Here is a 24,146-nt window from a genome sequence, read left to right as displayed (position 1 = left end):
CTGCCGTTTATCAACCACCTTACGGATTACTCTTCGTCGTCGGCTTCCGGCGCTTCGTCATCGCTTTCCACTTCCGGCGCGATATCTTCTTCGCCTTCCGCTACGCTGCCGTCGATGGCGTCGAGTTCTTCCTCTTCCACCGGCTCAGCAACACGTTGCAGACCCACGACATTTTCATCTTCCGCAGTACGGATCAGAATCACGCCTTGAGTGTTACGGCCAACCACGCTGACTTCCGACACGCGGGTACGTACCAGCGTTCCGGCATCGGTGATCATCATGATCTGATCGCCATCCACCACCTGTACCGCGCCAATAACTGGCCCGTTTCGATCGGTGACTTTAATCGAGATCACGCCCTGCGTTGCACGCGATTTGGTTGGATACTCGCTATTAGCAGTACGTTTACCGTAACCGTTCTGCGTCACGGTGAGGATCGCGCCCTCTTCGCGTGGCACAATCAGCGACACCACTTTGTCTTTCTCAGCCAGCTTGATACCGCGAACGCCTGAGGCAGAACGGCCCATCGCACGCACGGCGGTTTCGGCAAAGCGCACCACTTTACCGGCGGCAGAGAACAGCATCGCTTCGTCGCTACCGTTGGTCAGCGCCACACCAATCAGCTCATCATCCTCACGCAGGTTGATGGCGATGATGCCCGCACTACGCGGACGGCTGAACTCTTGCAGAGCGGTTTTCTTCACGGTGCCGCTCGCGGTTGCCATGAAGATGTTGAAGCCTTCGGTATATTCACGCACCGGCAGGATGGCGGTGATACGTTCGTTGGCTTCCAGCGGCAACAGGTTAACGATGGGACGACCACGCGCACCACGGCTGGCTTCTGGCAGCTGATAGACCTTCATCCAGTAGAGACGGCCACGGCTGGAGAAGCACAGAATGGTGTCGTGGGTGTTGGCCACCAGCAGACGATCGATAAAGTCTTCTTCTTTAATACGTGCGGCTGATTTGCCTTTGCCACCGCGGCGCTGGGCTTCATAGTCGGTCAACGGTTGATATTTGACATACCCCTGATGCGACAGCGTAACCACCACGTCTTCCTGATTGATCAGGTCTTCGATGTTGATGTCAGCGCTATTGGCGGTGATTTCCGTACGACGGGCATCGCCGAACTGATCGCGCATCTGCTCCAGCTCTTCACGAATCACTTCCATCAAGCGCTCAGCGCTCTGCAGGATGTAAAGCAGTTCAGCAATCTGGTCCAGCAGCTCTTTGTACTCGTCGAGCAGTTTTTCGTGCTCAAGGCCGGTCAGTTTCTGCAGACGCAAATCCAGAATCGCCTGCGCTTGCTGCTCGGTCAGATAATATTGACCATCGCGAATACCAAACTCGGCTTCCAGCCACTCCGGACGCGCGGCATCATTACCGGCACGTTCCAGCATGGCAGCCACATTGCCGAGATCCCACGACTGCGCCAAAAGGCCCAGTTTGGCTTCTGCAGGTGTTGGTGCACGACGAATCAGTTCGATGATCGGATCGATGTTCGCCAATGCAATCGCCAAGCCTTCGAGGATGTGGGCACGATCGCGCGCTTTACGTAGTTCGAAAATGGTACGACGCGTCACCACTTCGCGGCGATGGCGCACGAAGGCTTCAATGATGCCTTTCAGCGTCATGATCTTCGGCTGGCCCTGATGCAGCGCCACCATGTTGATGCCGAAAGAAACCTGCAGCTGCGTCAGTGAGTAGAGGTTGTTGAGAACCACTTCACCCACCGCATCGCGTTTGATCTCAATGACAATACGCATGCCGTCTTTGTCAGATTCATCACGCAGTGCGCTGATGCCTTCAACGCGCTTCTCTTTCACCAGCTCAGCAATCTTCTCGATCAGACGCGCTTTGTTCACCTGATACGGCAGTTCGTGAACGATAATGGTTTCACGTCCAGTCTTGGCATCGGTTTCCACTTCGCCACGCGCGCGGATATAAATCTTGCCGCGCCCGGTGCGATAGGCTTCTTCGATACCGCGGCGGCCATTGATAAACGCAGCAGTCGGGAAATCTGGCCCGGTGATGTGCTCCATCAAGCCTTCAACGGTAATGTCTTCATCTTCGATGAAAGCCAGGCAGCCGTTAATCACTTCCGTGAGGTTGTGCGGTGGAATATTGGTGGCCATACCTACCGCGATACCGGAAGAACCGTTTACCAGCAGGTTAGGAATTTTGGTTGGCAGGACTTCAGGAATCTGCTCGGTGCCGTCATAGTTCGGCACGAAATCGACGGTTTCCTTTTCCAGGTCAGCCAGCAGCTCCGAGGAAATCTTTGCCATACGGACTTCGGTATAACGCATCGCTGCAGCGGAGTCGCCGTCGACTGAACCAAAGTTACCCTGACCGTCAACCAGCATATAGCGCAGGGAGAACGGCTGGGCCATACGCACGATACTTTCATATACCGCGGAATCGCCGTGCGGGTGATATTTACCGATGACGTCACCGACCACACGGGCGGATTTTTTATAGGGTTTATTCCAGTCGTTACCCAGTTCGCTCATGGCAAAAAGCACACGGCGGTGTACCGGCTTCAAACCATCACGCACATCGGGTAAGGCTCGGCCAACAATGACCGACATGGCGTAATCGAGGTAAGAGTTCTTTAACTCTTCTTCGATATTGACCGGTGTAATTTCTCTCGCAAGGTCGCTCATGGAGCCGCTATCCCTCTACATAATCCCGGATTTAAAGGTGCGAAAGTATATCACATCGCTTCCCTTCGGTGAACGTAAACCAGGTCTTAATGCCGCTTTTCCTTCGCTGCCAGAGATGCGCTCACCGCGCTTAAGCGTTTATACTGAGGGAATATTTTGTCTGGAGTGATGATTCAATGAGTGAACAACCGCAGGAAAGCCGCCAGAACGTTGACCACGCCGAGATCGCCAAGTTTGAGGCGGTGGCATCGCGCTGGTGGGATTTAGAAGGTGAATTTAAGCCTCTACACCGTATCAATCCCCTGCGACTTGGCTGGATTGCGCAGCACAGCCATGGCCTGTTCGGTAAGAAAGTCCTCGATGTTGGCTGCGGTGGCGGCATTCTGGCCGAAAGCATGGCGCGCGAAGGCGCTGAGGTTACTGGCCTGGATATGGGCGCGGAGCCGCTGGAAGTGGCGCGTCTGCACGCGCTGGAGAGCGGCGTCAGCGTTAATTACGTACAGCAAACCGTGGAAGATCACGCCGCCAGCCATGCTGGTCAATATGATGTGGTGACCTGTATGGAGATGCTGGAGCATGTGCCCGATCCACGTTCCGTGGTGCTAGCCTGCGCACAACTGGTGAAGCCGGGCGGCGAAGTGTTCTTCTCCACTATTAACCGTAATCCCAAAGCCTGGCTGCTGGCGGTGTTTGGTGCAGAGTATGTGCTACGCATGGTGCCGCGCGGCACCCATGACGTGAAGAAGTTTATCCGTCCGGCCGAGTTGTTGAATTGGGTGGATGAAACGCCGCTGCGCGAAAGAAATATGATTGGCCTGCACTACAATCCGCTGAGTAATCAGTTCCGACTCGGCCGCGGCGTTGACGTGAACTATATGATTCATACCCACCGCCAGGATTGATCAACCCGGGGCGCATGAATGCGCACCCTACAATATTCTGCCAGCAGGGTCGCCATTCATGGCGACCCGCTATCCAGATCAATTTCCTTTTAGACGCGTGCCTGCCTTTTTTATAGGCTTAGCAAGTCACAAAAAATTCATAAGCAATTTTAGATAAGTTCGCTGCTGGCGGCCTTGTCAGGGCTTATTTGACCTCAGATAATTCTCGAATCGTATCAGTTGAGCAAGAAACACGCGCTCGATCATAAAGTGAAAAAAAAGTACTGAGCGGTTGACACGATGTGCAGGCCTTGCGGCATGGGGATCCAGGATTTTAGCCACCCTCTAAGGACGATTTTTTAGTGAAAATCAACTCTTGTTAAGAAGAGATTGCTGACTAGAATACTCACCATATTGTTGTTCAAACTTCCCGCACCCCCTATATATAGTGTTTATTCACAGGCTTACTCACAACGAGCGGCTTGTGCATAGACCTTGTGCATAGATGGGGGATAAATACGTCATTCATGCATGGACAGGTAAAAACGCGACATGAACCAAAGTCTGCTCGTTACTAAACGCGATGGCCGCCAGGAGCGCATTGATCTCGACAAAATTCACCGTGTACTGGATTGGGCAGCCGAAGGGCTGAACAACGTTTCCGTTTCACAGGTTGAACTGCGCTCACACATTCAGTTCTATGATGGCATCAGAACCTCTGATATTCATGAGACCATCATCAAGGCTGCCGCAGACCTGATCTCACGTGATGCGCCAGATTACCAATACCTGGCCGCGCGCCTGGCGATCTTCCACCTGCGTAAAAAAGCTTACGGCCAGTTTGAACCGCCGAAGTTGTACGACCAGGTGGTGAAGATGGTTGAGATGGGCAAATATGACCGTCACCTGCTGGAAGATTACAGCACCGAAGAGTTCGCGCAGATGGACGAGTTCATCGACCATTGGCGCGACATGAACTTCTCCTACGCCGCGGTTAAGCAGCTGGAAGGAAAGTATCTGGTGCAGAACCGCGTCAGCGGTGAAATCTACGAAAGCGCTCAATTCCTCTACATTCTGGTGGCGGCTTGCCTGTTCTCTGGCTACCCGCGCGAAACCCGTATGGATTACGTGAAGCGCTTCTACGATGCGATCTCTACCTTCAAGATCTCATTGCCGACGCCGATTATGTCCGGCGTGCGTACCCCAACCCGTCAGTTCAGCTCTTGCGTGCTGATCGAGTGCGGCGATAGCCTTGACTCGATCAATGCTACCTCCAGCGCCATTGTGAAATACGTTTCACAGCGCGCCGGTATCGGCATCAACGCCGGCCGCATTCGTGCGCTGGGTAGCCCAATTCGCGGTGGTGAAGCATTCCATACCGGCTGTATTCCATTCTACAAACATTTCCAGACCGCGGTGAAGTCCTGCTCACAGGGCGGCGTGCGTGGTGGTGCAGCAACGCTGTTCTATCCAATGTGGCATCTGGAAGTGGAAAGCCTGCTGGTGCTGAAAAACAACCGTGGTGTTGAAGGCAACCGCGTGCGCCACATGGATTACGGTGTGCAGATTAACAAGTTGATGTACACCCGCTTGCTGAAGGGTGAAGACATCACGCTGTTCAGCCCGTCTGACGTACCTGGCCTGTACGATGCGTTCTTCGCCGATCAGGACGAGTTCGAGCGTCTGTACACCAAATACGAAAAAGACGACAGCATCCGCAAGCAGCGCGTGAAAGCGGTTGAACTGTTCTCACTGATGATGCAGGAACGTGCTTCGACTGGCCGTATCTACATTCAGAACGTCGATCACTGCAACACCCACAGCCCGTTTGATCCGAGCATCGCGCCGGTTCGTCAATCGAACCTGTGTCTGGAAATTGCCCTGCCAACCAAACCGCTTAACGATGTGAATGACGAAAGCGGCGAAATCGCCCTGTGTACGCTGTCGGCCTTTAACCTGGGCGCGATTAACAGCCTCGACGATTTGGAAGAGCTGGCAACCCTCGCAGTGCGTGCGCTTGATGCGCTGCTGGATTATCAGGATTACCCAATCCCTGCGGCACAACGCGGTGCAATGGGCCGTCGTACCTTGGGCATCGGCGTGATCAACTACGCCTATTACCTGGCGAAAAACGGCGTGCGTTATTCTGATGGCAGCGCCAACAACCTGACGCACAAAACCTTCGAAGCGATTCAGTTCTACCTGCTGAAAGCCTCGAACGAACTGGCGAAAGAGCAAGGTGCCTGCCCGTGGTTCAAAGAGACCACTTACTCGCAGGGCATTCTGCCGATCGACACCTATAAAAAGGATCTCGATGCGGTATGCAACGAGCCGCTGCATCTGGATTGGGAAGGTCTGCGTGAGTCGATCACCACGCACGGTCTGCGCAACTCTACGCTCTCGGCGCTGATGCCATCTGAAACCTCTTCGCAGATTTCGAACGCGACTAACGGTATCGAACCACCGCGTGGTCACATCAGCATCAAAGCATCCAAAGACGGCATTCTGCGTCAGGTGGTGCCAGAGTATGAGCGTCTGAAAGATCAGTACGAACTGCTGTGGGAAATGCCGTCCAACGACGGTTATCTGCAGCTGGTTGGCGTGATGCAGAAGTTTATCGATCAGGCGATTTCGTCGAACACCAACTACGATCCGAGCCGTTTTGCCAATGGCAAAGTACCGATGAAACAGCTGCTAAAAGACCTGCTGACCGCCTACAAATTCGGCGTGAAAACCCTGTACTATCAAAACACCCGTGATGGTGCAGAAGATGCACAGGACGATCTGGCGCCTTCTATTCAGGATGATGGCTGCGAAAGCGGCGCATGTAAGATCTAATCTCATCTTGTCAGGGCCGCAACGGTCGGCCCTCTTCACATTTGGACTCAAAATGGCTTACACCACATTCTCGCAGAACAAAAATGACCAGCTGAAAGAGCCCATGTTCTTCGGCCAGTCAGTGAACGTTGCCCGCTTCGATCAGCAGAAATATGACATCTTTGAAAAGTTGATTGAGAAGCAGCTCTCCTTCTTCTGGCGTCCGGAAGAGGTTGACGTCTCGCGCGATCGTATCGATTACCAGGCGCTGCCAGAGCATGAAAAACACATTTTCATCAGCAACCTGAAGTATCAAACGCTGCTGGATTCGATTCAGGGACGTAGCCCGAACGTGGCGCTGCTGCCGCTGATTTCCATTCCTGAGCTGGAAACCTGGATTGAAACCTGGGCGTTTTCCGAGACCATCCACTCGCGCTCTTACACCCACATCATCCGTAATATCGTTAACGATCCGGCGGTGGTGTTTGACGATATCGTCACCAACGAACAAATTCTGGCGCGCGCGGAAGATATCTCGAAGTACTACGATGATCTGATCGAGATGACCAGCTACTGGCATCTGCTGGGCGAAGGCACGCATCAGGTGAACGGTAAAACCGTCACCGTTAACCTGCGCGATCTGAAAAAACAGCTGTATATCTGCCTGATGAGCGTCAACGCGCTGGAAGCAATTCGCTTCTACGTCAGCTTCGCCTGTTCATTTGCTTTCGCCGAGCGTGAGCTAATGGAAGGTAACGCTAAAATCATCAAGCTGATTGCTCGCGACGAAGCGCTGCACCTGACCGGCACGCAGCACATGCTGAACCTGCTGCGCACCGGTGAAGACGATCCAGAGATGAAAGCGATTGCCGCCGAGTGCCGCGACGAATGCTACGACCTGTTCAAGAAAGCAGCCGAGCAGGAGAAAGAGTGGGCAGAATATCTGTTCAGCGGCGGTTCGATGATCGGTCTGAACAAAGACATTCTGTGCCAGTACATCGAGTACATTACTAACATCCGCATGCAGGCTGTTGGCCTCGATTTGCCGTTCCAGACGCGTTCGAACCCGATTCCATGGATCAACTCGTGGCTAGTGTCCGATAACGTGCAGGTTGCACCGCAGGAAGTGGAAGTGAGCTCGTATTTGGTCGGTCAGATTGATTCTGAAGTGGGCGAAGACGATTTCGACGGCTTCCAGCTGTAATTATGAGTCGTTCTGTTGTTATTCTGCGCAGTTCCGGCTCCCGGCTGGAGTGCGCAGAAGATCACCCTAATCTGCTGGCCACGCTTGAAGCAAACAATCTGTGCGTGGAATTTCAGTGTCGCGAAGGTTACTGCGGCTCTTGCCGCATGCGCTTACTGAAAGGCGAAGTGGATTATGCGGAAACTCCGTTAGCGTTTGTGCAGCAAGGCGAGATTTTGCCCTGCTGCTGTCGCGCCAAAGGGGAAATTGAGATTGAGCTGTGATTGAGATCGAGCCATGATTGAGAAGGTCGCCATGAATGGCGACCCTACGGCGCGCTAGTTTTTGACTGTTTCAAGAATATCAATCCAGCCGTGACCGGTGCTGACCTCGCTACCGTGCAGCCAGCGACGCAGCATGTTCATCGCCATCATCGCCACCACTTTCTGCCGCGTTTCCACATTATGACGACCATGCATAAACTTCACACGCTGGCCCCAACTCGCTTCCGGCGTGTGCAGCGCAATCGATACCTCGCCCTCTTCCAGATTGCCGACGGATAACGCCAGCGCGGTACTCTGCTGCTGCGCCCAATCACGCGTGCGCACAACCAATGATTCCAGATCTTCATCCTGCGCCGGCAAGATCTCCGCTTTACTGAGGGCAACGTTTGCGGCAGCCAGCTGCCAGTGAAGTAAACCGGCGGTGAACTGCTCACTCAGCGCCAGACGGAAACCACGATGCTGCAGTTCGCGCGCCAGCAGCGCCGGTAATCCTTCGGTGCCCTCAAAGATAGTGCATTCTGCCAGCAACAGTTTTACCTGCTGCCACACTTGCTCCATCGCCACGCGCTGCTCGGCGGGTCCGGTGAGTTTGATCTCGATGATCGGCATTGACGAGCGATAACCCATCACCACGCCTGCCGGCAGCGGTAGTGGCTCGAGCTCGGCGGCAATATCACTTTCGCCGCGGCCAAAGGTGGTGAGGCGTAAACACAGCGGCGGTTCTGGCAACGCAAAGCGCGCTTTGAGACGCGGAATGATCTCCTGCTCGACCATGACTTTAAATTCCGATGGCACGCCCGGCGTGAAGAAAATCCAGCAACGGTTGAGCTGCAACGCAAAGCCACATGCGGTGCCGACCGGGTTATCCAGCATCTCAGCATTTGCCGGGATTTCCGCCTGCTTGCGATTGCTCGGTGCCATAACGCGCCCACGGCTGGCGAACCAGGCTTCCATTTTTTCCAGCCAGGCTTGCTGAATCACTAATTCGCTACCGCTGGCAGTGGCGGCGGCCTGTGCGCTGAGATCGTCACTGGTCGGTCCTAAACCGCCGTTCACAATCAGCACATCGGCAATCTGGCTGCGGCTCTGCAAGGCTTCAACCAATGAGGTCATCGCATCACCCACGGTGCTGCGGCTGGTCATCGGTAAGCCGTGCTGGAAAAGCACATCGGCGAGCCAGGCGGCGTTAGTATCGACAATCTGCCCATGTAACACTTCATCGCCCGTTGAGAGCATTTCTACACGTATCACGTTGTGTTCTCCTTATCCCTGTTGCCTTACTGTAGAAAGCGCGCAGGCGAAACACAATCGCGGATGATGCGAAACAGAGATTTGATGGGAATGAATGAGAGGAGAAGCAGGAAGCGGGCGCGAAGCGTATCGCGCCCGTTGGAACTTAACGTCGTGCCAGCAGTAAACCGACAAACAGGCCAGCGGCGGCACCGATGCCAATCCCCTGCCACGGTTTTTCATGCACATAATCATCGGCGCGGTAAGCCGCATTTTTGGCACGATAATAGTAGCTGTCGGACGCCTGGCTAACGCGTGACTTTACGTCCTCCAGCGCTTGTTCAGCCTTGAGTTTCAGCTCGATGTATTTCTGATCGGCCGGGTCACCCGAAGCGCGCAATACTTCTTCCAGCGTTTCGGTCAGCAGCGCCAGGTCGTCGTCAAGGTGGGTTTCAAATTGGTCTGATGATGACACTATGTCGTTCCTCCATGTTCTTAACTCGTTGTGGTTTAACTATAGTCATAAATTCCAATTTTGCTGGCGACGACTCCCCAGGATTCTACTGAGTTTCATCCATTTCATTGCAAAGTTATGTTATCCGCGGCCCGGCGGCGCGAAATCTGCTTCGCTTATTTGATTAATCTGATAAATTTTCTGCGGACTGAATTTTTTAATTTCGCCACTGTCGTAACCCCCTGTAGCCTGACGCTCAGCGTCACACATGTGTGAAGCACGCACGACAGTCACAATACACCCGAGCAGCTAAGGATTAGATTTCCGGCATGAATCGTAGAAAATTTATGAAAGCGTCCATGGCCCTCTCCGCTGTTAGCGGCATGACGGGTCTCTCCACGCTGTTTGCACAATCCGCCTGGGCCGATGATGGCATCGCCGACGGTACCGCGGTTCGCTTCGATTTCGACTCACTGAAAAAGAAAGCCTCCGCGCTGGCAAAACAGCCCTGGGGTGGCGCACCCGGCCCCCTGCCCGATACGTTGGCCAATTTAACGCCTCAGGCCTATAACGAAATTCAGTATGATGCCAATCACTCGCTGTGGAATAACATTCCCGATCGCGTACTCGATGTGCAATTCTTCCACGTTGGTATGGGTTTTAAGCGCCGCATTCGCATGTTTTCGGTCGATGCCGCTAGCCGCGAAGCACGCGAGATCCACTTCCGTCCAGAACTGTTCAACTACCACGATGCCAACGTGGATACCAAACAATTGGTAGGTAAAACCGACCTCGGCTTTGCCGGTTTCCGTGCGTTTAAGAAACCGGAACTGGCGCGCCGCGATATCGTCTCGTTCCTCGGCGCCAGCTATTTCCGCGCCGTCGATGAGACCTTCCAGTACGGCTTGTCCGCGCGCGGCGTGGCGGTTAATACCTTTAGCAATGGCAAAGAGGAGTTCCCGGACTTCACCGCCTTCTGGTTTGAAACGCCGAAAGCCGATGACACCACGTTTGTGGTGTATGCGCTGCTTGATGGTGCCAGCATTACCGGAGCCTACAAGTTCACCATTCACTGCGAAGAAAAACGCGTGGTGATGGAGGTTGAGAACCATCTGTTTGCGCGTAACGAAATCCGCCAGCTCGGCATCGCGCCAATGACCAGCATGTTCAGCTGTGGTACCAATGAGCGCCGCATGTGTAACACCTATCATCCGCAAATTCACGACTCCGACCGTTTGGCGATGTGGACCGGTGAAGGTGAATGGATTGCGCGCCCGCTCAATAACCCGCAGCGCTTGCAGTTCAACGCCTATCAAGACGAGAACCCGCGTGGATTCGGCCTGCTGCAGCTCGATCATGACTTTAAAAATTACCAGGATGTGATTGGCTGGTACGACAAACGCCCAAGCCTGTGGGTGGAACCGATTGGCAAATGGGGCAAAGGCGCCATTAATGTGATGGAGATTCCTACCACCGGTGAAACGCTGGATAACATTGTTTGCTTCTGGCAGCCGTCAGAACCGGTGAAAGCCGGTAGCGAATTCAACTTCCAGTATAAGCTTTACTGGAGCCAGTTGCCGCCAGTGCGCAGTGGTTTAGCGCGTGTCGATGCAACACGTACCGGAATTGGTGGCTTCCCGGAAGGTTGGGCGCCAGGCGAACACTTCCCGGATCAGTGGTGCCGCCGCTTTGCCATTGATTTTGTCGGGGGTGATTTGAAAGCCGCTGCACCTAAGGGTATTGAGCCGGTGATTACCGTTTCTGATGGGACGTTTAAGCAGGTCGAGATACTTTATGTCGAACCGCTGAACGGTTACCGCATTCTGTTTGACTGGTATCCGAGCAGCGCTTCTACCAAGCCGGTAGATATGCGTCTGTTCCTGCGCACCAAGGATGAGACGTTAAGTGAAACCTGGCTTTATCAGTACTTCCCGCCGCCGCCAGACCAGCGTAAATATGTTGATGATCGGCAGATGACGCCGGGCTGATGATAGCGGCGAGGAGCGATCCTCGCCGCTATGCTTTCTGCATGCCGATATGAGGAATATCGTCTTCCATGTAGACTTCCGTGACCGCTTTAAAGCCCAACCTTCCGTAGAAACCTTCCAGATGTGCCTGTGCAGAGAGATAAACCGCTTGCTGTGGCCAGTATTTCTCGCAGCTTTCCAGCGCCTTCTCCATCAGGCGATAGCCTAATTTCAAACCGCGCGCCTCTTCAGAAACGATGACTCGGCCGATGAGCACCGGCGCTCCCTCTTGCGATGGTGTTAGCACCCGCGCGTACGCTAGCAGTTTACCGTCAAGAAACCCGAGAATATGGCGATTGTCTGCCGCCAAATCCTGGCCATCAATATCCTGATAAGGGCACTTTTGTTCCACGATGAAGACGTGATTACGTAGCGCGAGCAGCGTATAGAGTTGCTTTGCGGTCAGTTCGCTGTGGTGACAATCTAGCCAAAGCATTTCCATGGCGATTCCTTTTCTTAGCGTAAAAATGATGCTGCAAGAGTACCACAGCGCTAATGCGCACCGCATTGAACAGCTTTACACGCCTCAGACCTTATCTGTGCAATGTGTGCAAACTCTCATTCCGGCCTCCTTTAGGCAAAAAAAATCGGACCCGTGGGCCCGATTTCAGTTGTCGCATCAATTTGGATTACATCAGTGGCTGAGCCATCTGCACCAGCGAGATAAGCGGCTGCGGATAAACGCCAAGCAGCAGCACCAGAATTGCGGAGATCAGCACCACCACACCACCCGCTGTAAATGCCCAGTTGGCTTGTGTATCGCGGTTATGCAGTTCTGGTGGGCTGAGATACAGACTCACCGTCACGCGCAGATAGTAGTAAAGACCAATCGCACTACCAGCAACCACGGCACCACTCAACCACCACAGATGTGCATTCACACTCGAAGCGATAACGTAGAACTTACCAATGAAGCCGAGCGTCATCGGGATACCCGCCAGTGACAGCATCATTACGGTCATAACGGCTGACAAAATCGGACGGTGCCAGAACAGACCACGATATGAGTAAAGTGTATCCGCATCCGGACCTCGGTATGGGCTCGACATCAGGCTCACCACACCGAACGCACCAAGGCTGCTGAACAGATAGCCGGCCAGATAAACTCCGGCGGTTTCCAGCGACAGCTGATGGGTTTTCACCGCAATCAGCGCCACCAGCAGATAACCTAAATGCGCGATTGATGAGTAACCCAGCAGACGCTTGATGTTGCTCTGAGAAATCGCCATCAGGTTACCGAACAGGATCGAGGCAAAGGCAATGATGCCCAGCACGGTTCGAACGGCTTCGCTATCAGTGACGGGCGCGTACATGAACAGGCGCATAATCACGGCGAAGATGGCGATCTTGCTGGCGGTAGCCAGGAAGGTTGAAACCGGCGCAGGCGCACCCTGATAAACATCTGGCGTCCACAGATGGAACGGCACCAAGGAAAGCTTAAAGCCCAGACCGATAATCATCATACCCAGACCCAGCAGCAACAGTGGCTCCTGAATCATGCTGTCGCTCAGGCTTTTACCCAACTGCACAAAGCTCAAGCTGCCGGAATCGGCATAGATCAGCGCGATACCGAACAGCAGGAATGATGAAGCCGCAGCTGACAGAATGGTGTATTTCAGCGACGCTTCCAGCGAACGTTTCTGGCGGAAGGCGTAACCAATCAAACCAAACAGCGGCAGAGATAGCAGTTCAATACCGATGAACAGCGCCGCCAGATGATTAGCACTCGCCAGCACAATCCCACCGAGAGCCGCAATCAGCACCAGCAGATAGAATTCATCTTTATTGTCCGGGAATCCGGCTAACCATGGATAAGCAAAGGTGCAGGTAGCCAGACTCGCTAATACCACCAGCGCGGTATAGAACATTGAATAGCCATCTACGCGCAGCAGCGGCGTGACATCCATCGCCCCCGCCTGGCCGACAAACCACAGAGAAAACAGCGCAATGTTAAGTCCGATCACCGTCAACGTGGCATTAACAAAATGATTGCGTCGCCACGCAATGGACAGCATCACCACCACCACCGTCAATCCGACGATCAACAGCGGCAGTAATGCGATCAGATGTTGAGGAGTTATTGTCATGGCGAATTACGGCCTTGTAGTTGAAATTGAAGCGGTAAACCACTGCTGAATATTGCTCATCGCAGCATGGGACGTGTCGAGGATCGGCTGTGGATAAATCCCCAGCAGCACCAACAGCACCACCAATACGCCGATAGTCATAAACTCACGCGGTGACATGCCCGGCAGCGGATCTTTCGATTTCGCTTCACCGAAATAAGCGCGTTGCATCATGATCAAGGAGTAAACCGAAGCAAACACCAGACCAAAGGTCGCTATTACGATAATTACCGGCACCACCTGGAAGCTGCCGGTCAGAATCATGAATTCGCCAACGAAGTTACCGGTACCCGGCATACCCAGGTTAGCGACTGCAAAGAACAGCGACAGACCCGGAATCCACTTAATTCGCGACCACAAACCACCCATCTGACGCATATCACGCGTATGAAGACGTTCATACAGTTGGCCACACAAGATAAACAGCGCCGCCGCAGACAGGCCATGGGCAATCATCTGGATAACCGCGCCCTGGAATGCCAACTGGCTGCCGGTGTAGATGGCAATCAGCACGAAGCCCATGTGCGAAATCGAAGTGTAGGCAATCAGACGTTTGATATCAGTCTGTGAGAAGGCCATCCACGCCCCGTAGAAGATGCCGATAATACCCAGCCACATCGCAATGGGTGCGAATTCCGCAGACGCGTTCGGGAACAGTGGCAGGCTAAAGCGCAACAGGCCGTAGGCGGCGGTTTTTAGCAAAATACCGGCGAGGTCAACTGAACCCGCGGTCGGTGCCTGGCTATGCGCATCAGGCAGCCAACCGTGCAGTGGCACCACCGGCATTTTCACTGCAAAGGCGATGAAGAAGCCCAGCATCAGGAGATATTCAACAGTGTGTGACATCGGGGTTTTCAGCAACTCTTCATAGCTGAAGGTCCACACGCCGGTTGCGTTGTAGTGCACAAATACCAGCGCCAGAATCGCGACCAGCATAATCAGACCGGAAGCCTGGGTATAGATGAAGAACTTGGTCGCCGCACTGATGCGCGTTTTACCGTCAGAAGCTTTATGCCCCCAAAGCGCGATGAGGAAGTACATCGGCACCAGCATCATTTCCCAGAAGAAGAAGAACAGGAACATGTCGATGGAGAGGAACACGCCAATCACACCGCCAAGAATCCACATCAGATTGAGGTGGAAGAAGCCCTGATACTTCTCAATTTCGTTCCAGGAACACAGTACTGCCATCAGGCCGAGCAGGCCGGTCAACACCACCATCAGCAGCGACAGACCATCAATCGCCAGATGGAAGTTGATACCAAAACGCGGAATCCACGGCACGGAGAACGTCGATTGCCATTGCGGAATACCCGCAGCCTGCGTCAGTGAATAGCCTCCCTGCAACCAGAGCTGCAGGCCAAGCGCCAGCGTCAGGCCCATGGTGATCATGGCAATCCAGCGCGGAACTTTCGCGCCAAGGCGCTCCGCCAGCCAGCAGAGCAAGCCACCGACAAAAGGTATGATTATTAGCCAAGGTAATAACACGGCAAACTTCCCTTTTTATTGCCTTACTTCAGGCAATTTTTGACATTCTAATTGGGCGAGCGAACCCGCCCCGCTCATCAATCTTTACATCACCAGCAGCAGCGCCAGCACCACCACGGCGCCAACGCTCATCGAAGCCACGTACCAGCGCAGATAACCGTTTTCGCTCACCACCAATCCTTTATTACCGATACGCGACAGCAGCGCAGGCAGGTTCATCAGTGAGTTAAGCGGATCGCGTTTCAGTAGCCAGGCGATGCCGAGATAAGGTTTTACGAACACCTTGTCATACAGCCAGTCGAAGCCCCAGGCCGCGAACCACCAGGTGCCGAAGAAACGACCCGGCGCGCTGTTGGCGATGCTGGTCACTAGCTGACGTTTACCCAGCCACAGCGCTGCAGCGATCAGGATCCCGACGATAGCCACTACGCCTGAGGTGATTTCCAGCATCACTTTGCCGCCTTCACCAAACTCGTTCTGTGGCAATACGCCCGCCAAAGGAGGCGTAATCAGCGCACCAATAAAGGTGGAGAGCACCATTAGCACAATCAGCGGCAGATGATGCGTAATGCCTTTGCCGGCGTGCGCATGGATTTTCTCTTCGCCGTGGAACACGATAAAGATCATGCGGAAGGTGTAGATCGAGGTGAGGAATGCACCCACCAGACCCGCAACCATCAGATTGATGTGGCCATTTGCCAGCGCACCAAACAGGATTTCATCTTTACTGTAGAAGCCTGCGGTGATCAGCGGCAGTGCCGCCAGCGCCGCGCCACCCACCAGGAAGCAGATGTAGACCAGCGGAATACTCTTACGCAGGCCGCCCATCTTGAAGATGTTTTGCTCATGGTGGCAGGCAAGAATGACCGAGCCTGAAGAGAGGAACAGCAAGGCTTTAAAGAACGCATGCGTCATCAGATGGAAAATTGCCGCGTCCCATGCCTGCACGCCAAGCGCGAGGAACATGTAGCCGATCTGACTCATCGTGGAGTAGGCCAGCACGCGTTTGATGTCGGTTTGCACCAGCGCAGCAAAACCTGCCAGCACCAGCGTAACCGCACCCACAATGCCCACCAGATGCAGGACTTCCGGCGTCAACAGGAACAAACCATGCGTACGCGCAATCAGGTAGACACCGGCGGTGACCATGGTGGCGGCGTGAATCAGCGCCGAAACCGGAGTTGGGCCCGCCATCGCATCCGCCAGCCAGGTTTGTAGCGGCAGCTGTGCAGATTTACCGACCGCGCCACCCAACAGCATCAGCGTTGCCCACTGCAACATGTGATTGTCAGCAGCGAAGTGCGCTGGCGCCAGTTCAACCAGTTCGCGGAAGTTCAGCGTACCGAGTTCGTTGTAGAGGATGAACAACGCGAAAGCGAGGAACACGTCACCGACGCGGGTGATGATGAAGGCTTTCATTGCCGCTTTGCCGTTTTCTGGATTGCTGTAGTAGAAGCCAATCAGCAGATAGGAGCACAGGCCCACGCCTTCCCAGCCGAGATACATCAGCATCAGGTTATCGGCCAGCACCAACACCACCATGCTCGCAATGAACAGGTTGGTGTATGCGAAGAAGCGCGAATAACCTTCTTCGCCACGCATGTACCATGAAGCGAACATGTGGATGAAGAAACCAACGCCGGTGACGACTGACAGCATGGTCAGCGATAAGCCATCCAGCACCAGGTTTACTTTGATATTGAAATTGCCAACGTGAATCCAGGTCCACAGCGCCTGAGTGAACGGCTGCTGCCCCTGGTTGAAGAAGTCAAAACCGGCATAAATAGTGGTCAATGCTGCCAGACCAACAGAACCCATGCCAACGGCAGCCGACAGGTTTTCCGACCAGCGACCGCGTGAAAACGCTAACAGCAAGAAGCCAATCAGCGGAAATAATACGGTTAAATAGAGAAGATTCATCCGCGCATCTCGCTCACTGTGTCAATGTTCAGCGTCTGACGACGACGATAGAGCTGGAGCAACAGCGCCAGACCAATACTCGCTTCCGCCGCCGCAAGGCTGATGGCCAGAATGTACATCACCTGGCCGTCAGCTTGTCCCCAATAGCTGCCCGCCACCACCAGCGCTAACGCCGAGGCATTGATCATGATTTCCAGACCAATCAGCATAAACAGGATATTACGACGCAGCACCACGGAGGTCAGGCCGAGAACAAACAGCACAGCGGCCAACATCAGACCGTGTTGTAACGGGATCATGCGTGATCCTCCTTATTCGCTTGCGCATCCGCTTGACGATTGCTCAGCACTTCGCCGTGACGCTCTTCACGCCCAATATGGAAGGCCACCACCAGACCGGCCAGCAGCAGCATGGATGCCAGTTCCACTGCCAGAACGTACGGACCAAATAGGCTGATACCTACGGCTTTGGCGTCGATGATGGTGCCATCAATACCCTGATCGTGCGCAGTGCTGATAGCGTAAATCATCACCACCAACAGCAGCAAAGAGACGATGCCTGGACCAATCCACAGTGAAGGCTTCAGCCACTCACGCTCTTGATCCTGCTGGGTTTTACCCAGGTTCAGCATCATCACCACGAAGACGAACAGCACCATAATGGCACCGGCGTAGACGATGATCTCCAGGGCGCCAGCAAAGTAAGCACCCATCGAGAAGAACACGCCAGCAATCGACAGCAGCGAGACAATCAGGTACAGCAGCGCATGTACCGGATTGGTATGCGTGATGACGCGCAACGTCGTCAGCACCGCCACCAGTCCGCAAAGATAAAACGCAAATTCCATACCTGGCTCCTTAAGGTAACAACCCTTTGACGTCGATCGGCTTGGCTTCGTTTTCCGCTTCGCCCTTCTCTTTTCCGTCGATCGCCATACCAGCCATACGATAGAAGTTGTATTCAGGGTATTTACCCGGACCGGAAATCAGCAGATCTTCCTTCTCATACACCAGATCCTGACGCTTGAACTCACCCAGTTCGAAATCTGGCGTCAGCTGAATCGCGGTGGTTGGGCAAGCTTCTTCGCACAGACCACAGAAGATGCAGCGTGAGAAGTTGATGCGGAAAAACTCAGGATACCAGCGTCCATCCTGCGTCTCGGCTTTCTGCAGCGAGATACAGCCCACAGGGCACGCTACCGCACATAAGTTACAGGCTACGCAACGCTCGGCACCATCCGGATCGCGCGTCAGCACAATACGTCCACGATAGCGCGGCGGCAGATAAACCGGCTCTTCCGGATACATTTGAGTTTCGCGCTTGGCGAAGGCATGCATGCCTATCATCCAGATACTGCGCACTGTCGTGCCGAAGCCAACGACAATATCTTTTAAAGTCATTTCATTGTCCCTTACTGCGCGGTGGACAGAATCACTGCGGCGGTTGCCAGCAGGTTCAACAGCGTCAACGGCAGACACACTTTCCAGCCGAACGACAGCACCTGGTCATAGCGTGGACGCGGCAGCGCAGCACGAATCAGGATAAACATCACCATAAAGAACGCTGTTTTCAGAGCGAACCAGATGAATGGCGGCAGGAACGGACCGTGCCAGCCACCGAAGAACAGCGTAACAATCAGCGCTGACACGGTGGTGATCGCAACGTATTCACCGACGAAGAACAAGCCGAACTTCATACCGGCATATTCAATGTGATAACCGTCCGCCAGTTCCTGCTCGGCTTCTGGCTGGTCAAATGGGTGGCGGTGACAGACCGCTACGCCCGCGATACAGAACGTCAGGAAGCCGAAGAATTGTGGAATGATGTTCCACAGATGCGCCTGGCTTTCGACGATGGCGTTCATGTTGAATGAACCGGCTTGCGCCACCACACCCATCAGTGACAAACCAAGGAACACTTCGTAGCTCAGCGTCTGCGCTGAGGCACGCATCGCACCCAGCAGTGAGTATTTGTTGTTACTTGACCAGCCGGCGAACAGCACCGCATAAACCGCCAGACCCGCCATCATCAGGAAGAACAGCAAACCGATGTTCAGGTCAGTGACCATCCACGTTGGCGAAACCGGCACAATGGCAAACGCCAGCAGCAGCGATACGAAGGCAATAACCGGTGCCAGCGTAAAGATGAAGCGATCGGTAAACGGCGGAACCCAGTCCTCTTTGAAGAACATTTTGATCATGTCAGCAGCCAGCTGCAGCGAGCCGCCCCAACCGACACGGTTCGGTCCGTAACGGTTCTGCCATAAACCGAGCAGACGACGTTCAGCGAAACTCATAAAGGCGCCGCAACCTACCACTACCAGCAGGATGACCAGCGCTTTGCCGATGTTGATCAGGATTTCAATAACATCCGGTGTCAGCCAGCTCATTGCGCGGCCTCCTGCAGTTTGTCAATTTGCGCACCTGAGAGGAACGGCGGCACGCCCGGCATACCGAGGGGTAAACCTACCTGCCCAGCTTGCAGTGACGCAGAGAAACGTACCGGCAAACGCAGCGTTTCACCGGCGCATACCAGCTCCACAGAGGAACCGTTATTCACGCCCAGTTTCTCAGCATCGGCAGGGTTGATCACCAGCGTGGCCGGAGACATGCGTTTCTGGAATGTCGGTGAACGCTGCGTCATCTCCTCACTACCAAACAGCTGATAGTAAGGTGCGACACGCCACTGGCTGCCTTCAACGAAGCTTTCTGGAATAGCGGTGAACCATGGCAATGTGCGATCGCTCGCTTCGAACAATCGCACGCCCGGATCGCCATGACGCAGTTTGCCGCCCACTTCAGCCTGGAATTTGTTCCATGCTTGCGGCGAGTTCCAGCCTGGCGCCCAGGCAAATGGAATTTGCGAACGTGGTGCACCCGGCTGGTTGTTACCTTCCATCGAGAAGGCAAACATGGTGTCTTTATCCTGCGGCTGACGCGGTTCATGCACACTGATATCGGCGCGCATCGCGGTACGGCCGCTGCTGCGGTGCGGTGAACGGGCCAGTTTTTGTCCGCGAATACGGAAGCTCGCATCTGGCGCGGCATCCTTAATGCCTTTCAGCTGCGGAAGAGCCGCAACGGTGGCATCAATGACGTGGTCTAACTGCGTCCAATCGATATGACGACTTTCAATGGCGCTATGCAGCGAGCGCAGCCAGCGCCAGCTTTCCAACATCACTACGCTGTTATCGTAATAAGAAGGATCATAAACCTGGAAGAAGCGCTGAGCGCGACCTTCGTGGTTAATCGACGTGCCATCGCTCTCAGCGAAGCTGGCGGTAGAAAGCACTAAACCGGCTTTCTCCAACGTTGCAGTACGCTGATGATCGACCACAATCACATTCGCTGTAGTATCCAGCGCCGCATCCACCTTGGCTTTTGGCGCATGACGATAGAGATCGTTTTCCAGCACCACTAACGCATCGGCTTCGCCTTTGCTCAGCTGCTCCAGTGCGCTATCCAGCGATTGCCCACCCATCAGGCCGAGGCCAAAGCTGTTCGCTGCACCGGCCAGCAAAGTGATACCAACATCCGCTCCACGCGCTTTCAAAGCTTTCGCCACGTTCGCGGCGGCTTCAATCATTGCGATGCTACCGGAATGCGTACCGGAGATGATCAGCGGTTTTTTCGCACCCGCCAGCGCCTGAACCACGACATCTAATTTGCCGTTCAGTTTGCTGTCGAAGCCGCTTACTGCCGGAGCGCTTTCATCAAGCGCATTGGCAATGGCGAAACCGAGGCGTGCCTGATCTTCCACCGGCGCACGATAGCTCCATGCAGCGATATCATCCAGTCGGGTTTCGTCAACGTTGGTCACGAACAGCGGATGTTTGGCATGCTGACCGATATTAAGGATTGCCGCGATTTGCCAGTCAGCCACTTTCTGTGCGGCTGCCATCTCACGTGCTTTACCTTTTACCGCCTGGCGTACAGACAGCGCCACGCGCGCGCCAACCTGAGTCAAATCTTCACCCAGCACCAGCACCGCATCGTAACTTTCAATTTCGCGCAGCGATGGCGTGTAAACGCCGCCGTCCTGCAGCACTTTCAGCATCAGCTCCACGCGCGCCTGCTCACTTGCCGGCATACCGGTAGAGAAGTTTTCTGCGCCCACCAGCTCACGCAACGCAAAGTTGCTTTCGATGCTGGCACGAGGTGAACCGATACCGATCACTTTCTTCGCTCGACGCAGAACATCCGCCGCCGCATTCACCGCTTGTTCAGCATTCAGGCTGACCGTATCGTTGCCGCGCTGTTGCACCGGATGACGAGGACGATCTTTGCGATTAACGTAGCCATAACCAAAACGGCCGCGATCGCAGAGGAAATAGTGGTTCACGCTGCCGTTGTAGCGGTTTTCAATACGACGCAATTCACCGTAGCGCTCACCAGGGCTGGTATTACAACCCACGCTGCACTGCTGGCAGATGCTTGGCGCGAACTGCATGTCCCATTTACGGTTATAACGTTCTGAGTGGGTTTTATCGGTAAATACGCCGGTCGGGCAAATTTCTACCAGGTTACCGGAGAATTCGCTTTCCAGCGTGCCATCTTCCGGACGACCGAAGTAGACGTTGTCATGTGCACCGTAAACGCCAAGATCTTTGCCGTCGGCATAATCTTTGTAGTAACGCACGCAGCGATAACAGGCGATACAGCGGTTCATCTCGTGTGAAATGAACGGGCCGAGATCCTGATTCTGGTGCGTGCGCTTAGTGAAGCGGTAGCGACGGAAACTGTGTCCGGTCATTACCGTCATATCTTGCAGGTGGCAGTTCCCCCCCTCTTCGCACACTGGGCAGTCGTGCGGGTGGTTGGTCATCAGCCATTCCACCACGCTTTCACGAAACTCTTTCGCTTCGCCATCGTCGATGGAAATAAAGGTGCCGTCCGACGCCGGCGTCATGCAGGACATGACGAGGCGACCGCGGGTATCTTCGGCATTCTGGAATTGCTTCACCGCGCATTGGCGGCAGGCCCCTACGCTTCCCAGCGCCGGATGCCAGCAAAAATAAGGAATATCAAGGCCCAGAGAGAGACACGCCTGCAGCAGGTTGTCCGCTCCGTTCACATCATATTCTTTACCGTCTACATGGATTGTAGCCATAGTGAACATGCTTCCGTAAGGCTCGCCCTAAGACGAGCGTTAAACATCTAATTCTTTCCCCTCGCCATTTCGGCCAGGGTGAGCTCCGTGTACGGCGGCTGATTACCAGCGCGCTTTCAGCAGGTTCGGCTGAATACCGCCGATGGCTCGGGTATTGCCAAACACCTGCGGCGCAATGCCAGCTTCAAACTCTTCACGGAAATATTTGATCGCGCTCTGCAATGGCTCGACGGCGCCCGGTGCGTGGGCACAGAAGGTTTTACCTGGGCCAAGCTGACGGCAGAGTTGCTGCAGAGTTTCAATATCACCCGGCTGGCCTTTCTTCTGCTCCAGCGCACGCAGGATCTTCACGCTCCACGGCAATCCATCACGGCATGGCGTACACCAGCCGCAGGATTCGCGTGCAAAGAACTCTTCCAGATTGCGCACCAGCGAAACCATATTGATTTCGTGATCGACCGCCATTGCCAAGGCGGTACCTAAACGGCTACCGGCTTTGCCGATGCTGGCAAATTCCATGGGCAGATCGAGATGCTGATCGGTGAGGAAGTCGGTTCCTGCGCCGCCTGGCTGCCAGGCTTTGAATTTCAAGCCATCGCGCATGCCGCCAGCATAATCCTCAAGGATTTCACGTGCGGTGGTACCGAACGGCAGTTCCCACACGCCAGGATTTTTCACGCGGCCGGAGAAGCCCATCATCTTGGTGCCAGTGTCTTCACTGGTAGAGATGTTTTTGTACCAATCAACGCCGTTAAGGAAGATAGCCGGCACGTTCGACAGCGTTTCCACGTTGTTCACGCAGGTCGGCTTGCCCCATACGCCGGCACTCGCCGGGAACGGTGGCTTGGAACGCGGATTGGCACGACGGCCTTCCAGCGAGTTGATTAGCGCAGTCTCTTCACCGCAGATATAACGACCTGCGCCGGTGTGAACAATCAGCTCAAAATCAAAACCGGTGCCGAGAATGTTTTTACCGAGATAACCTGCTTCAGTGGCTTCGGCAATCGCACGACGCAGGTTAACCGCCGCTTCAATGTACTCGCCACGTAAGAAGATGTAGCCACGATAGGCTTTCAGCGCGAACGCACTGATTAACATCCCTTCAACTAACTGATGCGGCAATTGCTCCATCAGTAAGCGGTCTTTATAAGTGCCTGGCTCCATTTCATCGGCGTTACACAGCAGATAACGGATGTTCATGGATTCGTCTTTCGGCATCAGGCTCCACTTCAGGCCAGTGTTAAAGCCGGCGCCACCGCGGCCTTTCAGGCCCGAGTCTTTTACCGCCGCGACAATTTCGTCCTGGCTGAAATCCTTCAGCGCTTTTTCAGCACCGACGTAACCGTTTTTACTGCGGTATTCATCAATCCAAATTGGCTGCTTGTCGTCACGGAGACGCCAGGTCAATGGATGCGTTTCGGCAGTACGAATGATCTGTTTAATGGTCATTGATACTGCTCCAGCAAGTTGGCGATGCCTTCAGGCGTCAGATGAACATGCGTATCTTCGTCCACCATCATGGTTGGCCCTTTATCGCAATTACCGAGGCAGCAGGTAGGCAAGAGCGTAAAGCGACCATCCGCCGTGGTTTGACCAGGCTTAATATTCAGCTTCTGCTCAAGTGCGTCCTGAATGCCCTGATAACCGGTGATATGGCACACTACGCTGTCGCAGTAGCGAATCACGTGACGGCCAACCGGCGTGCGGTAGATCTGGCTATAGAAAGTGGCAACACCTTCCACATCACTGGCGGGAATTCCGAGTACTTCTGCGATAGCGTTAATCGCGCCATCCGGCACCCAACCGCGCTGTTTCTGCACGATCTTCAACGCTTCAATCGAAGCCGCACGCGCATCTTCGTAATGGTGCTTTTCGTGCTCGATAGCGTGGTGTTCTGCCTCGCTCAGCACGAAGACCTCAGTCGGGTCGATGGTGTGAATAGCAATTTTTTGATCGTGCAT

Annotated in this window: 19 protein-coding genes; 5 read left to right on the top strand and 14 right to left on the bottom strand. The window is 54.3% G+C overall.

Annotated features, from left to right (window positions below; all coding sequences use genetic code 11):
• Positions 1-26: 26 nt before the first annotated feature.
• Positions 27-2,666 (bottom strand): DNA topoisomerase (ATP-hydrolyzing) subunit A, encoded by a 2,640-nt coding sequence (gyrA, locus tag AAGR08_RS05400; RefSeq protein ID WP_097096605.1) that lies wholly within the window; start codon positions 2,664-2,666, stop codon positions 27-29.
• Positions 2,667-2,842: 176 nt separating this feature from the next.
• On the opposite strand from gyrA, the gene ubiG reads away from it, so the two are divergent.
• The 4 genes from ubiG to yfaE all read left to right on the top strand — a co-directional run bounded on the left by ubiG (position 2,843) and on the right by yfaE (position 7,831).
• Positions 2,843-3,568, top strand: coding sequence for a bifunctional 2-polyprenyl-6-hydroxyphenol methylase/3-demethylubiquinol 3-O-methyltransferase UbiG (ubiG, locus tag AAGR08_RS05395; RefSeq protein ID WP_097096604.1), 726 nt, complete (start codon positions 2,843-2,845; stop codon positions 3,566-3,568).
• A gap of 531 nt (positions 3,569-4,099) precedes the next feature.
• On the top strand, positions 4,100-6,385 hold the full coding sequence (nrdA, locus tag AAGR08_RS05390) for a class 1a ribonucleoside-diphosphate reductase subunit alpha (RefSeq protein WP_097096603.1): 2,286 nt from the start codon (positions 4,100-4,102) through the stop codon (positions 6,383-6,385).
• A gap of 52 nt (positions 6,386-6,437) precedes the next feature.
• Positions 6,438-7,568: a class Ia ribonucleoside-diphosphate reductase subunit beta gene (gene nrdB / locus AAGR08_RS05385; protein WP_007889356.1), complete on the top strand. Its 1,131-nt coding sequence runs from the start codon at positions 6,438-6,440 to the stop codon at positions 7,566-7,568.
• Positions 7,569-7,570: 2 nt separating this feature from the next.
• Positions 7,571-7,831 carry a class I ribonucleotide reductase maintenance protein YfaE gene (gene yfaE / locus AAGR08_RS05380; RefSeq protein ID WP_061717835.1) on the top strand — a complete coding sequence of 87 codons (261 nt, stop codon included), beginning with the start codon at positions 7,571-7,573 and terminating at the stop codon, positions 7,829-7,831.
• Between the two features lie 54 nt (positions 7,832-7,885).
• Here the strand turns inward: yfaE and AAGR08_RS05375 are convergent, their stop codons facing one another.
• Positions 7,886-9,082, bottom strand: a complete 1,197-nt coding sequence (locus AAGR08_RS05375; protein WP_345828916.1) for a nicotinamide mononucleotide deamidase-related protein YfaY — start codon at positions 9,080-9,082, stop codon at positions 7,886-7,888.
• Between the two features lie 145 nt (positions 9,083-9,227).
• Positions 9,228-9,536 (bottom strand): stress response protein ElaB, encoded by a 309-nt coding sequence (elaB, locus tag AAGR08_RS05370; RefSeq protein ID WP_008105125.1) that lies wholly within the window; start codon positions 9,534-9,536, stop codon positions 9,228-9,230.
• 308 nt (positions 9,537-9,844) lie between these two features.
• Between elaB and AAGR08_RS05365 the strand changes: the two genes are divergently transcribed.
• Entirely contained in the window at positions 9,845-11,503 is a 1,659-nt protein-coding gene (locus AAGR08_RS05365; protein WP_345828915.1) for a glucan biosynthesis protein, read from the top strand.
• Positions 11,504-11,531: 28 nt separating this feature from the next.
• Here the strand turns inward: AAGR08_RS05365 and AAGR08_RS05360 are convergent, their stop codons facing one another.
• From AAGR08_RS05360 to nuoE, 11 genes are all read right to left on the bottom strand, one after another.
• On the bottom strand, positions 11,532-11,984 hold the full coding sequence (locus AAGR08_RS05360) for a GNAT family N-acetyltransferase (RefSeq protein WP_345828913.1): 453 nt from the start codon (positions 11,982-11,984) through the stop codon (positions 11,532-11,534).
• 187 nt (positions 11,985-12,171) lie between these two features.
• Positions 12,172-13,629 carry an NADH-quinone oxidoreductase subunit NuoN gene (gene nuoN, locus AAGR08_RS05355; protein WP_097096599.1) on the bottom strand — a complete coding sequence of 486 codons (1,458 nt, stop codon included), beginning with the start codon at positions 13,627-13,629 and terminating at the stop codon, positions 12,172-12,174.
• A gap of 6 nt (positions 13,630-13,635) precedes the next feature.
• Positions 13,636-15,156 carry an NADH-quinone oxidoreductase subunit M gene (gene nuoM, locus AAGR08_RS05350; RefSeq protein WP_097096598.1) on the bottom strand — a complete coding sequence of 507 codons (1,521 nt, stop codon included), beginning with the start codon at positions 15,154-15,156 and terminating at the stop codon, positions 13,636-13,638.
• A gap of 84 nt (positions 15,157-15,240) precedes the next feature.
• On the bottom strand, positions 15,241-17,076 hold the full coding sequence (nuoL, locus tag AAGR08_RS05345) for an NADH-quinone oxidoreductase subunit L (protein WP_345828911.1): 1,836 nt from the start codon (positions 17,074-17,076) through the stop codon (positions 15,241-15,243).
• On the bottom strand, positions 17,073-17,375 hold the full coding sequence (gene nuoK, locus AAGR08_RS05340; protein WP_007889334.1) for an NADH-quinone oxidoreductase subunit NuoK: 303 nt from the start codon (positions 17,373-17,375) through the stop codon (positions 17,073-17,075). The genes nuoL and nuoK overlap by 4 nt, the downstream gene beginning before the upstream one ends.
• Positions 17,372-17,923, bottom strand: a complete 552-nt coding sequence (nuoJ, locus tag AAGR08_RS05335) for an NADH-quinone oxidoreductase subunit J (protein ID WP_097096596.1) — start codon at positions 17,921-17,923, stop codon at positions 17,372-17,374. The genes nuoK and nuoJ overlap by 4 nt, the downstream gene beginning before the upstream one ends.
• Positions 17,924-17,933: 10 nt before the next feature.
• Complete coding sequence (nuoI, locus tag AAGR08_RS05330) at positions 17,934-18,476, bottom strand: NADH-quinone oxidoreductase subunit NuoI (RefSeq protein WP_007889332.1); 543 nt, start codon at positions 18,474-18,476, stop codon at positions 17,934-17,936.
• 11 nt (positions 18,477-18,487) lie between these two features.
• Positions 18,488-19,465 carry an NADH-quinone oxidoreductase subunit NuoH gene (gene nuoH, locus AAGR08_RS05325; RefSeq protein ID WP_007889331.1) on the bottom strand — a complete coding sequence of 326 codons (978 nt, stop codon included), beginning with the start codon at positions 19,463-19,465 and terminating at the stop codon, positions 18,488-18,490.
• Positions 19,462-22,185: an NADH-quinone oxidoreductase subunit NuoG gene (nuoG, locus tag AAGR08_RS05320; RefSeq protein WP_345828910.1), complete on the bottom strand. Its 2,724-nt coding sequence runs from the start codon at positions 22,183-22,185 to the stop codon at positions 19,462-19,464. Before nuoG ends, nuoH begins: the two co-directional genes overlap by 4 nt.
• A 102-nt stretch (positions 22,186-22,287) precedes the next feature.
• Complete coding sequence (gene nuoF, locus AAGR08_RS05315; protein WP_176519213.1) at positions 22,288-23,628, bottom strand: NADH-quinone oxidoreductase subunit NuoF; 1,341 nt, start codon at positions 23,626-23,628, stop codon at positions 22,288-22,290.
• Positions 23,629-23,630: 2 nt separating this feature from the next.
• A complete protein-coding gene (gene nuoE / locus AAGR08_RS05310; protein ID WP_007889323.1) occupies positions 23,631-24,146 on the bottom strand; it encodes an NADH-quinone oxidoreductase subunit NuoE in 516 nt (171 codons plus the stop codon).

This window comes from Pantoea sp. BRR-3P (genome assembly GCF_039621635.1).
Lineage (GTDB): Bacteria > Pseudomonadota > Gammaproteobacteria > Enterobacterales > Enterobacteriaceae > Pantoea > Pantoea floridensis.
The sequence above is the reverse complement of the archived record's forward strand: the minus strand, read 5'-3'. Positions and strand labels throughout refer to the sequence as shown.

Bases quoted from the DNA above. Each gene is read 5' to 3' on its own strand.
- gyrA (WP_097096605.1), bottom strand. From the start codon at position 2,666: ATGAGCGACCTTGCGAGAGAAATTACACCGGTCAATATCGAAGAAGAG.
- ubiG (WP_097096604.1), top strand. From the start codon at position 2,843: ATGAGTGAACAACCGCAGGAAAGCCGCCAGAACGTTGACCACGCCGAG.
- nrdA (WP_097096603.1), top strand. From the start codon at position 4,100: ATGAACCAAAGTCTGCTCGTTACTAAACGCGATGGCCGCCAGGAGCGC.
- nrdB (WP_007889356.1), top strand. From the start codon at position 6,438: ATGGCTTACACCACATTCTCGCAGAACAAAAATGACCAGCTGAAAGAG.
- yfaE (WP_061717835.1), top strand. From the start codon at position 7,571: ATGAGTCGTTCTGTTGTTATTCTGCGCAGTTCCGGCTCCCGGCTGGAG.
- AAGR08_RS05365 (WP_345828915.1), top strand. From the start codon at position 9,845: ATGAATCGTAGAAAATTTATGAAAGCGTCCATGGCCCTCTCCGCTGTT.
- AAGR08_RS05360 (WP_345828913.1), bottom strand. From the start codon at position 11,984: ATGGAAATGCTTTGGCTAGATTGTCACCACAGCGAACTGACCGCAAAG.
- nuoN (WP_097096599.1), bottom strand. From the start codon at position 13,629: ATGACAATAACTCCTCAACATCTGATCGCATTACTGCCGCTGTTGATC.
- nuoL (WP_345828911.1), bottom strand. From the start codon at position 17,076: ATGAATCTTCTCTATTTAACCGTATTATTTCCGCTGATTGGCTTCTTG.
- nuoK (WP_007889334.1), bottom strand. From the start codon at position 17,375: ATGATCCCGTTACAACACGGTCTGATGTTGGCCGCTGTGCTGTTTGTT.
- nuoJ (WP_097096596.1), bottom strand. From the start codon at position 17,923: ATGGAATTTGCGTTTTATCTTTGCGGACTGGTGGCGGTGCTGACGACG.
- nuoI (WP_007889332.1), bottom strand. From the start codon at position 18,476: ATGACTTTAAAAGATATTGTCGTTGGCTTCGGCACGACAGTGCGCAGT.
- nuoH (WP_007889331.1), bottom strand. From the start codon at position 19,465: ATGAGCTGGCTGACACCGGATGTTATTGAAATCCTGATCAACATCGGC.
- nuoG (WP_345828910.1), bottom strand. From the start codon at position 22,185: ATGGCTACAATCCATGTAGACGGTAAAGAATATGATGTGAACGGAGCG.
- nuoE (WP_007889323.1), bottom strand. From the start codon at position 24,146: ATGCACGATCAAAAAATTGCTATTCACACCATCGACCCGACTGAGGTC.